Source organism: Dorea sp. AM10-31 (assembly GCF_003435815.1).
In the GTDB taxonomy this organism is placed as follows: domain Bacteria; phylum Bacillota; class Clostridia; order Lachnospirales; family Lachnospiraceae; genus Dorea_D; species Dorea_D hominis.
The window spans coordinates 312,040-324,570 of record NZ_QTUV01000001.1 but is presented as its reverse complement, the minus strand read 5'-3'; the positions used below and the strand labels follow the sequence as shown (position 1 = coordinate 324,570).

General features: G+C 37.9%; 17 protein-coding genes and 2 tRNA genes. 15 read left to right on the top strand and 4 right to left on the bottom strand.

Going from position 1 to position 12,531, the window contains the following annotated elements; genetic code table 11:
* Positions 1-113 precede the first annotated feature (113 nt).
* Positions 114-186, top strand: a tRNA-Val gene (locus tag DW125_RS01525).
* A 112-nt stretch (positions 187-298) separates the two neighbouring features.
* Positions 299-385 (top strand) — tRNA-Leu (locus DW125_RS01520).
* Between the two features lie 83 nt (positions 386-468).
* On the opposite strand, the gene DW125_RS01515 is transcribed toward DW125_RS01520, so the two are convergent.
* From DW125_RS01515 to DW125_RS01505, 3 genes are all read right to left on the bottom strand, one after another.
* Positions 469-1,725, bottom strand: coding sequence for a tyrosine-type recombinase/integrase (locus tag DW125_RS01515; RefSeq protein WP_117536921.1), 1,257 nt, complete (start codon positions 1,723-1,725; stop codon positions 469-471).
* A complete protein-coding gene (locus tag DW125_RS01510; protein WP_199537810.1) occupies positions 1,718-2,551 on the bottom strand; it encodes a rolling circle replication-associated protein in 834 nt (277 codons plus the stop codon). Before DW125_RS01510 ends, DW125_RS01515 begins: the two co-directional genes overlap by 8 nt.
* A 142-nt stretch (positions 2,552-2,693) precedes the next feature.
* A complete protein-coding gene (locus DW125_RS01505) occupies positions 2,694-3,014 on the bottom strand; it encodes a hypothetical protein (RefSeq protein WP_005330993.1) in 321 nt (106 codons plus the stop codon).
* 159 nt (positions 3,015-3,173) lie between these two features.
* Between DW125_RS01505 and DW125_RS01500 the strand changes: the two genes are divergently transcribed.
* On the top strand, positions 3,174-3,590 hold the full coding sequence (locus DW125_RS01500) for a helix-turn-helix domain-containing protein (RefSeq protein ID WP_005424130.1): 417 nt from the start codon (positions 3,174-3,176) through the stop codon (positions 3,588-3,590).
* A gap of 158 nt (positions 3,591-3,748) precedes the next feature.
* On the opposite strand, the gene DW125_RS01495 is transcribed toward DW125_RS01500, so the two are convergent.
* Positions 3,749-4,066 (bottom strand): hypothetical protein, encoded by a 318-nt coding sequence (locus tag DW125_RS01495; protein ID WP_117536920.1) that lies wholly within the window; start codon positions 4,064-4,066, stop codon positions 3,749-3,751.
* Positions 4,067-4,177: 111 nt separating this feature from the next.
* Here DW125_RS01495 and DW125_RS01490 point away from each other — a divergent pair, with 111 nt between their 5' ends.
* The 12 genes from DW125_RS01490 (at position 4,178) to DW125_RS01440 (ending at position 12,298) form a co-directional block, all read left to right on the top strand.
* Positions 4,178-4,393: a helix-turn-helix domain-containing protein gene (locus DW125_RS01490; RefSeq protein ID WP_025656187.1), complete on the top strand. Its 216-nt coding sequence runs from the start codon at positions 4,178-4,180 to the stop codon at positions 4,391-4,393.
* 124 nt (positions 4,394-4,517) lie between these two features.
* Positions 4,518-4,835, top strand: a complete 318-nt coding sequence (locus tag DW125_RS01485; protein WP_081733101.1) for a hypothetical protein — start codon at positions 4,518-4,520, stop codon at positions 4,833-4,835.
* A gap of 45 nt (positions 4,836-4,880) precedes the next feature.
* Positions 4,881-5,513, top strand: coding sequence for a GyrI-like domain-containing protein (locus DW125_RS01480; protein ID WP_117536919.1), 633 nt, complete (start codon positions 4,881-4,883; stop codon positions 5,511-5,513).
* 164 nt (positions 5,514-5,677) lie between these two features.
* Positions 5,678-5,959, top strand: coding sequence for a hypothetical protein (locus tag DW125_RS01475; protein WP_007887522.1), 282 nt, complete (start codon positions 5,678-5,680; stop codon positions 5,957-5,959).
* 16 nt (positions 5,960-5,975) lie between these two features.
* Entirely contained in the window at positions 5,976-6,437 is a 462-nt protein-coding gene (locus tag DW125_RS01470) for a helix-turn-helix domain-containing protein (RefSeq protein WP_117536918.1), read from the top strand.
* Between the two features lie 287 nt (positions 6,438-6,724).
* Positions 6,725-7,255 (top strand): nitroreductase family protein, encoded by a 531-nt coding sequence (locus tag DW125_RS01465; RefSeq protein WP_117536917.1) that lies wholly within the window; start codon positions 6,725-6,727, stop codon positions 7,253-7,255.
* A 255-nt stretch (positions 7,256-7,510) separates the two neighbouring features.
* Positions 7,511-7,840: a PadR family transcriptional regulator gene (locus DW125_RS01460; protein WP_021860734.1), complete on the top strand. Its 330-nt coding sequence runs from the start codon at positions 7,511-7,513 to the stop codon at positions 7,838-7,840.
* Positions 7,789-8,706 carry a permease prefix domain 1-containing protein gene (locus tag DW125_RS01455; RefSeq protein WP_158549876.1) on the top strand — a complete coding sequence of 306 codons (918 nt, stop codon included), beginning with the start codon at positions 7,789-7,791 and terminating at the stop codon, positions 8,704-8,706. Before DW125_RS01460 ends, DW125_RS01455 begins: the two co-directional genes overlap by 52 nt.
* Positions 8,707-8,970: 264 nt before the next feature.
* Positions 8,971-10,329, top strand: coding sequence for an MATE family efflux transporter (locus DW125_RS01450; protein ID WP_117536915.1), 1,359 nt, complete (start codon positions 8,971-8,973; stop codon positions 10,327-10,329).
* Between the two features lie 80 nt (positions 10,330-10,409).
* The gene (locus DW125_RS01445) at positions 10,410-11,534 is read left to right on the top strand and encodes a MerR family transcriptional regulator (RefSeq protein WP_117536914.1); all 1,125 of its coding nucleotides are present in this window, start codon (positions 10,410-10,412) and stop codon (positions 11,532-11,534) included.
* 1 nt (position 11,535) lies between these two features.
* Positions 11,536-11,658 (top strand): hypothetical protein, encoded by a 123-nt coding sequence (locus DW125_RS14335; RefSeq protein ID WP_264291350.1) that lies wholly within the window; start codon positions 11,536-11,538, stop codon positions 11,656-11,658.
* A gap of 58 nt (positions 11,659-11,716) precedes the next feature.
* Complete coding sequence (locus tag DW125_RS01440; RefSeq protein ID WP_021860738.1) at positions 11,717-12,298, top strand: xanthine phosphoribosyltransferase; 582 nt, start codon at positions 11,717-11,719, stop codon at positions 12,296-12,298.
* The last annotated feature ends 233 nt before the right edge of the window (positions 12,299-12,531 follow it).

The following is a 12,531-nucleotide window of genomic DNA, read 5'->3' as shown; positions in this document are numbered from 1 at the left end:
CCAGTGGCTCAGTTGGTTAGAGCGCCGCCCTGTCACGGCGGAGGTCGAGAGTTCGAGTCTCTTCTGGGTCGCTTGCTTATCACATATGTGAGTAAGCGATAACAATTTGATATGGGATCATAGCTCAGCTGGGAGAGCATCTGCCTTACAAGCAGAGGGTCATAGGTTCGAGCCCTATTGGTCCCATTTCGTGATAATAGTTTGTCACGATTCGCAAGTATTAGAATCACGAAATGTGACGCGATGCTTCGCATCGATGCACACGATTCCTTCGGAATCGGCGCGATTCACCTTGTATGCCGCAGTGGCGGAACTGGCAGACGCACAGGACTTAAAATCCTGCGGGACTTATACTCCCGTACCGGTTCGATTCCGGTCTGCGGCATTATTGAAAAGTAGGAGAAACGTTGAATTTACAGCGTTTCTCTTATTTTTTTGTTTCAAAAAGTTTGAACACCTTTGAACACTTTATGATGAAATACCAAGATTCTGAAAAGCAAGCCGGTCATTCTTCCTCTTATTGACATTCCGCAAGTAATGCAATGTTGTAGCTGTCTCACTATGTCCCATTAAATAACTAAGGGTTGTAAGATTATTTCCGTCAAAAGCTGTTGAAGCATTGTAAAAGCGGATTTTATGACTGGAATGATAAGGAACACCAGCTTCTTTACAATATTTCTTCAAACGGCGGTTAAAGCTGTCAGTTGTCATAATCTCACCATTAGGTTCAAAAACATATATTCCATTAGGATTTAATTCCTTTGCTTTGTGAAGAATTTTAAGTGCTTCGTCTGTAAGGAACTGTTTACGGAATCCATGAGAAGTATTTCCTTTCATTTGATTTACTACTTTTACTTTTCGGCTTGAGAATGTTAAATCATCATTCAATGTACGTTCACAGGTCGCCTGTCTGTGAAGATATACAAGCCTGCTATCGTAGTCAATATCTTCCCAACGGATAGCTTTTGTTTCCCCAACACGGATAAACAGATAAAAAGATAACTGTATTGCAAGAGAATATGGCTCTATGATACACCGAAGATAATTTAATAACTTATGCGTATCATCACGGGAAAATACATTGTCACTTTGTGCTTCTACTGGCTTATAGGTAAACTGTTTGAAATTCACATCAGAGACAGGATTATGTGATATAATTTCTTCTTCGATCGCATAACTCATGATTCCATTCAAAACAGAACGGGCATTACTGACTCGCTTGTGCGTGAACTGCCGGTCTTTTGTAGCTTCTCTGAAAAAGCGGATAAGCGTGATTGGTTTGATTTCGCCTATCTTCATTTTAACAAGTTCTGTATCTTTGAAAAATCTATTCCATTCAGATACATATTCTTGAATTGTCTTTGCTTTTACGGAAGTATAGTCTCTTTTATACAAAAGCCATTCAGCATATAATTCTTCCAGTGTGACATTCTGACGGTTTTCAGATTTCTGCTTTTCGATATAAAATCTGATGATTTCTTTTTCAAGGTTCTCTTTACTCTTCCTCTTAACAGGACGGCGTTTGTTAGGTTTGGTTTCATCGGGTAAATAAGTACGCCAGCTTTTTTCTGATTCCGAGTAATAAATTTCATATTTGTGATTCTCCAAGATTTTTTTATTTGCCATAATTTTAAAATCTTTGAAGACTTCATCTGTGGTCATGTTAGCACAGGTGGCTAACGTATTCAATAATGTTATATCTGAGAACGTAACGGGATTATCCATAAGATTCCCCCTTTACGCAAGGATTTTCTTTTTTAATTTTGATGTAGATAACACTGCTGTCCTTTAAGCATGAACCAGTAGATAAGAAAGCATTGGTATCGTAAATTTGCCTTGTGTATTCTTTCTGAAAGACGATATTTTCTTTTTGTAAGTCATGTAAAATGTCTTCGGTCAGCATGACTTTTGCTTCGTGTGGAACTTTCAGATTTTGAGATTTAAAAAAGGCTTTTTTCTTATGTTCTTTCAAATCAAGGTCTTTTCCAAAATACTTGCTAAGATAACGACCTCTGTTTTCTTTGCTGTCTACATCAATGCGATTGATTTTAATAAATCCATGTGACCATAAATTCTGTAATTTTTCTTTTGCTATATACGGAAAATCAAAGAAAATAACATGATAATGGATTGCTCCACGCTTCTGTTTCTCCCACGTTGCAAGGTATTTTAATAACTGGGTTTTGGTATGGTACAAATAATAATTTAATCGCTGGATAAAATACTTAAATTCTCGGTTAGTTATCAGGATTTCCTGAATGTTTTCTTTAAATGTCAGCGTTACAAATTTTGTTTTGTTATCAAAGTTGCAGTCAACAATACGGGCAATATCCCAACGAGCCTGTTCGTAATGCTTCTGCTTGCGTTTTAAACTGTCATATTGCTTATGAGCTGACATTTCATCAAATTTTTTTCGATTACTTGTGTCTGTTAAATCTGCCTTTTCTTTCGAGTGAATAAAAATAGGGTTTTCGTAAATATATACTTCTTTTGTAGTAGGAGTTTCAATGATTTTCGTATTGTATGCAAAACACTCTTTTGTTTTGCTCACGAATCTCACCTCATATCCCAATTTTTGTAATGAATGTTCCGATTGTTTTCGGAAGATGTTGTTTTATATATCAAGTATAGAGGTCAGCCAGTTCAGCACCTATGACGTTGTCCGGTACTGACTGGCTGACATAGTAGGGAAATTATTTCATTCCCACTTTTCTGATATTGGAAGCTTCTGCTTTGACAGAAAGACGTCCATTATAGAGACTAGCCCAAGTATGTAATCCATCAAATGAGACTGGAATCTGCCCTTTTTGTTCAAGTTCTTCGTTGGTAACAATCGCTGTGTTAGCTTTAATGCCTACTTTGACTTTCTCAAACTTTAATTTTGGAAGAAGAACTGTATAGTAGAATCCTAATTTTTCTTTTGTAGAAAAGTCTACCCAGTCAGAAACTTCTACTAACTGAAATTCCTCTTGCAGTTTGTCTGGATTTAAAATAAAGTCATTTCCTCTAATCATCGTTTCACCTCCTTATAGATATCTGATTATCAGATATTAAGATAATCTTATGATAAAACAAGCATTGCAGAATGTCAATAGAAAATATCTGAATATCCGATAAAAAGATTGACAGGGAAAATTTGATGAAATATAATGTGCTTATAAAGGAGGTTCGCTATGAATAAAATAAAAGAATTGCGGAAAGAAAAGAATATAACCGTTGCGGAACTTGCAAAAGAATTAGGCATTTCACAAAGTATGCTTACGAACTATGAAAATGGAAACGGAACGCCGAGAGATGAATCTATATGGGAAAAATTATCACAGATATTCGGCGTGAGTAAAAGCCACGTTATGGGATTAACTACGGATATTGAAACAGCAAATAAGACAAAACAGTTGAAAGTGGTTGTGGATACATCTCAGCCGATCTCAATACAACCGAAGAATCAGACAGACCTTGATGTATTGATAAAACTGGATTTGATAGACAGTGAAGACATGGAAGAAGTGTCAGAATTTCTTGATAAACTGTTGGCACAGGAGAAATATGAGGGACGGAGAGAATCAAACGTTAAATATGTCGTTGAGTAGAAAATGCTTTTCAGCCGTCCACTTGCCAAGTCGACCCGCCGCCCTGTTAGGAACCGTCGCACTGGGCATCCTTGCGGAACGTTAGTTTGCGAAAATACGAACAAAAGAATATAAGGAGAGGGAATAGCCGATACTACTTCAAAAGCAGTAATAGAGTGCTATTCCTTTTTATTATATTCAATGGTTACAGTTCGGAACGGCTTGCTATTATTGTGCAAGTAATAAGTTGGATAATAGAGGTTGATTTCCAAGGTGGTAGGTGTACCGTTAATTTTGTTATGTTCGTTTTCAATGTCTTTGATTACTCCATCAATTCCCCAACATTTGTAAACAATTACAGTCAATTCAGTATCTCTGATATCTGCACTGCTAAAGGACATGCTGTTAGTAATATGGTAGTCCGGCAGTCTGAGATAATTGTAGAGAATGATCAGTAAACAGAGTATTGTGATTGGTGCTATGATTTTCTTTTTCATGTACATACCTCTTTCGTGTTATTAGTAGAGGGATAACTATATAGTACCTCACTATATAGTGAATTACTACATAAAGATTTAATAAATATACTTTATGTAGAGGTGCAGAACATGAACTATGGACATTTAGAATTAAGGATAGAAGAACTGTTACAAGAAAAAGGTATCAGTAAGAATACGATTTGTAAGGAACTTGACATACCGAGGTCAAATTTTAATAGATATTGCAGAAATGAATTTCAAAGACTGGATGCAAATTTAATCTGTAAACTATGCAACTATTTTGAATGTGAAATTGGTGAGTTAATTCGATATGTAAAAGAATAAAGTGATAAATGGGTATGCGGAAATAAAAAATATTCGCATACCTTTTTAATTGAATATTTTATAAAATGGAATTATACTGTGTATAACATGAAACAGACAAATCGATATTTGAAAGGATGATGATATGATGGATAAATTAAAAAAGAACATGGTTTTCTACCTACTGTTGCTGATAGATTTTTATATCGTTCCTTGGTTTATAAAAAACACAGGAAGTGCAATGATTGTTATGTTAGTAATTATTCCTCTAATATGTTTAATAACCTCTGTTTTTTATGGGATTAGGAATGGTTTTAACTTCTGGTATATTTTGATTGTAGCAATAATGTTTGCGCCATCTATATTTATATTTTATAACTCAAGTGCATGGGTTTATGTAGTTGGATATGCTGTTATTGCATTATTGGGAAATTTAATAGCATTGCCATTAGGAAAAAGATAACTTCCAGTTTGGAGAATTGAGAAAATCGGAATTTTGGAGGTTATTATGGCTTTTGATTTTAAAAAAGAGTATAAAGAATTCTATATGCCGAAGAACAAACCAGAGATTGTAAATGTACCTAAGGCAAATTATATTGCAGTTAGAGGAAAAGGCAATCCAAATGAAGAAGGCGAAGCATATCAACAAGCAATCAGTGTTCTATATGCTGTTGCATACACATTAAAAATGAGTTACAAGACTGATTATAAAATTGAAGGATTTTTTGAATATGTTGTTCCGCCATTGGAAGGTTTTTGGTGGCAGGATGATGTCGAGAGTGTAGATTATACAAATAAGTCTGCTTTCAGCTGGATTTCTGTTATCCGTTTGCCTGATTTCATTTCTAAAGCTGATTTTGACTGGGCGGTAGAAACAGCAACGAAAAAGAAGAAACTTGATTGTTCGTCAGCAGAGTATCTTACGATTGATGAGGGATTATGCGTTCAAATTATGCATATAGGTTCTTTTGATAATGAGCCAGCAACTGTTGCGCTTATGGATACTTATTTAGAACAAAATGGATATGTTAATGATATTAACAAAGATAGGTTGCACCACGAGATTTATATGTCTGATGCAAGAAAGGTTGCCCCAGAAAAATGGAAAACTGTAATTAGACATCCAATTAAGAAAGCGTAAAATTCCCGTTTATTGGGAAGTCGCAGAGAACGAAAAATCGGAATTTTGCTTTCGATGACCAGAATGAAAATCGTTACCATTGCGCCTGTTTTCACAAGCGTTGCGTGACATAAAAAGAATTCTATTTTAATATCAAAGTATCAAAAACAAAGGAGCTTCTTTTTATGTTGAAGGAATTAAAGAAAAACAAAATGAGTGTTGTTGCAACTGGAATTTTATTTGGTGTTATGGGGGTATTAATTATTCCTATGATAGCAGTAATTGTAAAAATATCGAATGCATTATCCCAAAAACATCCTAGGATATACAAGTATAGTATGATTGCTTTTATCGGTATGTTATTGGCAATTAGCCTATTTTGCGTTGTTATTAAACATCAGATGAGTTTTCTTGTAATAGTTGCTTGTTTAGCAATAACATTATGCGACACTATTAAAAACAGATAATAAATGGAGTACAACTATGGAAATATCAGATTTGATTAAATCAGCCAGAATTGAAAAGGGCTTAACCCAACAACAACTGGCTGATATTGTCTTTGTTACGCGACAGACAATTTCGAAATGGGAATTGGGAAAAAGTGTTCCTGACCAAGCCTCTCTTATATTGCTATACCAGTATTTGGACATCAAGGATAATGAGAAAAAACAGTTATCAAAGCTTATTTTTAATAAGCAAAATATTATATTAATTTTGATTGCAATCTTATTTTCTCCTATGGTTATTGGAGTACGTTTTATCTGTTGTAAAATTGATAAGATTGAAAATCGAAAAATTAAAGCGGTAATCAAGGTTATTGGCTTTGTTGTATTCTCATCGTATCTAGTATCTTTAAAAGAAAATGTGGCGTATTTGTTAATTGGTATATTTTCTCTGGTGTATTTGTTATATCAATTCTATTTGAGTGGATTGGAAACTAAATGATTTGTGTCAGCAAGTTTAAGGCAAGCGATAATTCATGAAATTCCAGTTGTATGCAACAAACGTTTGAACACTTTTTGAACACCGCAACCGTGATGAAGTCTTCAAAGCCCCTTTCTATCAGTATTTGAGATTAAGTAAAACGGTTCGATTCCGGTCTGCGGCATTAGTGGAACAAGTTCAGAGAATCACTTTTTTAGAGTGGTTCTCTGAATTTTTTTTATTATTTAATATATAGTGCCAGGAGAGTATAATAGGCATAGAGATTTGAAATTCAGGAGGAAATGCGAATGGAATTTATAGATATGTTGAAAAAAAGACGGAGCATCAGACAGTATACAAAAGAAGCGGTTACAGGAGAGCAACTGCAACTGGTAATAAATGCAGGATTATTATCGCCATCCAGCCGTTCAATCAGGCCATGGGAACTGATCGTAGTGCAAAATAAAGACACATTGCAGAAAATGTCCGAATGTCGCGTCGGTTCGGCAAAAATGCTGGCAAATGCGTCTGCCGCAGTTGTAGTGATAGCCAATGCGGAAAAATCGGATGTATGGATGGAGGACTGTTCAATTGTGATGTCTAATATGCACCTGATGGCAGACAGCCTCGGGCTTGGAAGCTGCTGGATCCAGGGACGTTTACGGGAAACATCGGACGGACAGTCTACGGAAGAGTATCTGCGGGATATATTAGGATATCCGGAGAAAATGCATCTGGAAGCTGTTTTATCATTGGGAATCCCGGCTGTTCATCCGGAAGGACATTCGCTGGATGAGATTCCGGAAAATAAAGTGCATTATGAAAAATATGAAAATTAATATACAGACAAAAGGTAATAATGTGATATTCAAAATAACAGGTGACGTGGAGATATTGGAAACGATTATTGAGAGCGAAAAAAATATTTGAGAAAAATATATTCGGGGACTTGACATATATTGGTTATCGATATATAATCAAGGCAAATAAAAGGAAAGTTCCTGAATATTTTTTTACTCTTTACTATCGATAATCGATATAATATATTGAACGATATAAAGGGTGAAGAAAAAGTTAAGAGAGGAGAGATTTGTATGACACTTAGTAAGAATCAGGTATCCGGTAATACAGCAATGCTGATCTTGAAATTGATTTCAGAGAAAGATATGTACGGCTATGAGATGATCGACACACTGGCAAAGCGTTCAGACAATGTATTTGAACTGAAGGTTGGTACACTTTACCCGCTGCTTCACGGAATGGTGCAGTCAGGGTATCTCAAGTGCTACTCCCAGGAAGCGAATGGAAAGCTTCGAAAGTATTATCAGATCACACCGAGCGGGAAGAAATATCTTGCAAAGATGACAGAAGAGTGGAACCGCTACGCATCCGCAGTACAGAATCTGCTGCAGGCAGAAGTGTAGAAGATGTGTATGAAGATACGAACAGGGGGTGCGAGATTATGAAAGAATATGAATATTTAAAACGTCTTGGAAAATGTATTTCTAACGGTTCTGTAAGAGGAGAGATTTTGGATGAATATAAGGCACATCTGGAAGACTGTCGGGAGGCGCTTATGAAAAATGGCATGAGTAAAGCAGAAGCCGAGGAGGAAGCAGTAAGACAGATGGGCAATCCGGAAGAAGCCGGCAATGAACTCAATCAGATCCATGCGAGAGTGCTTGATTTCAGTATGTTCTGGTGGATGATGTTCTTTGCATTTTTAGTACCTGTATTTGAAGTTATCAGCAGATTAGTGACAGCGGGAAAATATGGAATTGTTGGCTTTATGAATGAGTATCAGGGAATGAATCAGATTCCGCTGCAGGTACACCTGGTAGTCGGAACAGCAATCCTGTGTTACGGAATTATTTTAAGTATCTGGGAAAAATATTCCGGAAAAGAACTGTTCTATGCGTATGGAAGGAACTGGAAAGGAAGTTATCTGACGAACAGCGGAACCGTAATGGCATTGGCAGGTCTGATCTGTTCAGCAGCAATTCCGGTCAGAGGATTTGTAAAAGGAATGATCGGCGTGTTTGCAGCAACAGTGTTGAATATCATTATCCGGACAGTGATGAATCTGATTCGTAACCGCAGAGAGCAAAAATATCTGTGGGAGATTGGACTTGCTGATACAGAAATTACCTGGAACGGCAAAGGTACGATCTGCGGTGGCAATATGAAAGTCCGCGCGAGAGCATCCGAAGAAGGGGCTGTAATCCCGTCAGGTGCACCGATCATGGTCGTAAGTATGGAAGGATTCAAGCCGGTAGTGATAGCAATATAAAGCGTACAAGTGCGAATGATACAGATTGTGATGAATGGCGAAAAGAATAAAAACCAAGATGCAATTTGTAAAATGAGTTTGTTTTCTTAGTGTTACATGATAAAATAGAATCAAGTGAAAAGCGAAAAGATCAGTATGCATTTGCATATTGGTCTTTTTGCCGCTATAGAATTTGGATGAAGCTACCAGTGGCAGATTCATCAATGAAATAATTATAATAAACAAAAGAATGATAAGTGACGAACAAAAAGGGGATTGTTTGGAATGTCAGAGAGAACTTTTAAGAAAAATGAAATTACAGAGGGTGTGATTTGGAAACAGTTATTGATCTTTTTCTTCCCGATCATGCTCGGCACACTGGTACAGCAGTTTTACACAACTGTGGATACGATCATAGTCGGAAGATTTGTCGGCAAGGCAGCGCTTGCCAGTGTGGGTGGACCGGCAGCAGTTATTGCGAATATCGTTATTACTTTTTTTAACGGTCTTGCCAATGGTGCAGCGGTCATTATTGCCCAGTATTATGGATCAAGGGATGAGGAAAGACTGCACGTGGGATTACATACTGCATATGCATTTTCCATTATGACCAGTATTGCGGTTACAGTAGTTGGAGTGATCGGAACGCCGTATTTTTTGAAATGGATGAACACACCGGAAGATATGATGGCAGATTCGACCATTTATCTGCGGGTATATTTTTTTGGAATTATTTTTACCCTTGTGTATAATATGGGAGCAGCGATCATGCGTGCAGCGGGGGATTCCAGAAGACCTCTTCTGTATCTGATCGTATGCAGTGTGATGAATATCATTCTGGATATTGTGATGGTTGTATTCTTACATATGGGCATTGCAGGAGCTGCGCTGGCGACGGTGATTTCGCAGTGCATCAGTGCGGCGTTGGTTACCTACTCGCTGATGCATGCGTATGATGTGATGAAACTGAAGCTCCGTGAAATTCGTATGAACATGTCTGTACTTGCAAAAGAATTAAAAATCGGGATTCCGGGAGCACTGCAGGCATGTGCTTACGGTGTGACAAATGTCATCATCCAGGCAGTGGTAAATGGATTTGGGACAGACACAGCAGCGGGCTGGGCGGCTTATGGAAAGCTGGATATGATCTTCTGGACGGTCAACAGTGCGCTTGGTGTTGCGGTTACAACTTTCGTTGGTCAGAATTACGGAGCCGGTAAGATGGATCGTGTATACAAGAGCATTCGTGTCAATCTTGGAATTTCCTATTTATTTAACGGAGTTGTGCTGATTGTACTGTATGTTTTCTGCGAACCGCTGTATCATCTGTTTACGACCGATCAGGCAGTCATAGATATCGGAGTTTATATGCTCAGATTCCTTGTGCCAAGCTACCTGCTAAGCGTACTGCTTGAGAATCTGACCGGCGGACTGAGGGGCTTAGGTGATGTGTTATGGCCGACGATCTTTACGTTTGCAGGATTGTTCTTTGTGAGATTGCCTTGGACGATGATCATGACGCAGCTCCATCATAATGTGGAGACTTTACTGATCAGTTACCCGCTTGCGTGGGGGACAACGATTATTTGCCTGATTCCATACTATTTTTGGAGAAAAAAGAAGAAAATGTCGCAGATTGCTTGACCTTCAAGTGACTTGATAGTGTATTGTTGAGCCATCAAAAGAGATGATCATCATATATTATCAGGAAAGAAGGAAGTAGGATGCGAGAGAGAAGAGGTTATAATATGAATATCAAAGAAGTTGAAAAAGTTACCGGACTTACGAAAGCAAATATCCGGTTTTATGAAGAAGAAGGGCTGGTGTGCCCAAAACGAAATGAACAGAATAATTATCGTATCTATACAGAGGTAGAGATAAAACGTTTACAGGAAGTAAAAAAATTAAGACTGCTTGGAATTTCCATTCCGGAGATCCAGAAGATCTATGCGGAAGAATTATCATTGCAAAAAGCAATGGAAAGACGTTTGAAAGAGATTAGGGAAGAGGAGCGATTACTTCAGGAGACAAGGGCAATCTGTCAGAAAGCGATTCGCGCGAACTGGAATCTGAATGAGATTGACCGGTTAGAAATCAAGGAGTCAAAAGAAGAGTGGCAGGAGCGGCTCAGAAAATTAATGACAGAAGACCTTGTGCAGACAAAACTTACGAGAAATGAGCTCAATAATACAATTGGCTTGTTGTTCAGTGCAGGTATGCTGATCAGTATGCTGACCGTGTATTTTATGAATGTTACCTGGATAAAGGAGTATATGTATATTGGAGTTGCAGCAATTGGAGTGGAAGTTGCGTTTCTGATCATATCTGCGATGTCCTCCGATATAAAAGTACATATGGGTATACTGTTTGCTGGGGCGATTGCACAGCCAGTCGCACTTACTGCGGTGATGGGATTTGTAATGGAACTGATACATGATTCGCGGAAATCACATACTGCGTATATGAAGATGGAATACCATTATATTATCGGGCTTTATGTTCTGACATTGCTTTTAGGTATCTTGCTCTGGCTTGGCTCTAAAGTCTGGAAAATGGCATTACAGTCACTTGCCGTTACACTGCTTATTGGAATCATCGGTGTGGGTGTGTTGACAGGTGGATTTTATGTTTCTTACAGAGGACTTCTGGGAATGCAGGGTTCGCTTATATTTGCAGCCGGAGCGCTGGTGTATGTAGTAACAGTTCTTGGTGTATGGCAGCATGCCAACAGTGACTGGAAAGCATACAACCGTTATCATGGCGTGTATACAGCGGGGCAGATGGTTAATGTATTTGCTACGATTATGAGTGCAGTTGGATACAACAGCTGGCGTAACTGGAGAAGATAGAGTGAGAACAGATAGACAGGTGGATTATGATTTGGAAGACTCCGCAGATTTGTGGAAAGATTACGGAGAGAACAACATTGATTTTCGAAAAAAACAGAGTTTTGGTTATTCCAGGGAATTGTAATCAGAATCTGTGTGTGATACTATAAATAAATAGTATCAAAAACAAAGGAGATTTTACGATGAACTTTTTGGAAGAACGGATTGTAAAAGATGGGATTGTAAAAGATGGAAATGTACTGAAAGTAGACAGTTTCCTAAATCATCAGATGGATATTGAACTGTTTAATGAGATCGGTAAGGAATTTAAGAGACGTTTTGAAGGCAAGAATATTAATAAGATTCTTACAATAGAAGCTTCCGGTATCGGAATTGCCTGTATTGTAGCACAGTATTTTAACGCACCGGTTGTATTTGCGAAGAAGACGAAGAGCATCAATCTGGAAGGTGAAATGTATGTAGCAGAAGTAGAATCTTTTACACACAAATGCAAGAACCAGGTTATTGTTGCGAAGAAATTTTTAAGCGAAGATGACCATGTGTTATTAATTGATGATTTCCTTGCAAACGGATGTGCACTTCAGGGATTGATCCAGATTGTGCAGTCTGCCGGTGCAACCGTAGAAGGCATCGGAATTGTAATTGAGAAGGGATTCCAGGCAGGTGGAAGAGTCATCCGTAATCTGGGATTCCAGTTAGAGTCGCTGGCGATCGTTGACAATATGAACACTGAGACAGGAGAAGTTTATTTCAGAGAGCAGTAAAGAAAGACCGGTGCATCAGGTGGTGCACCGGTCTTTTTGAGAGGGTAAAATGAAAAATCTATATAAACTGTTATTCAGTAATTGTCTAGGCGAGGTCCGGCAGACATAAGAGCTACTCCCCAGGCTATACATCCGACGTCCTCTTTAGTTGATACTGTTAGTATATAAGCAAATTGTGACGGCAATATGACAAAAACTGGAAATGTTTATAAAATTTCTTAAGAAAATCTTAT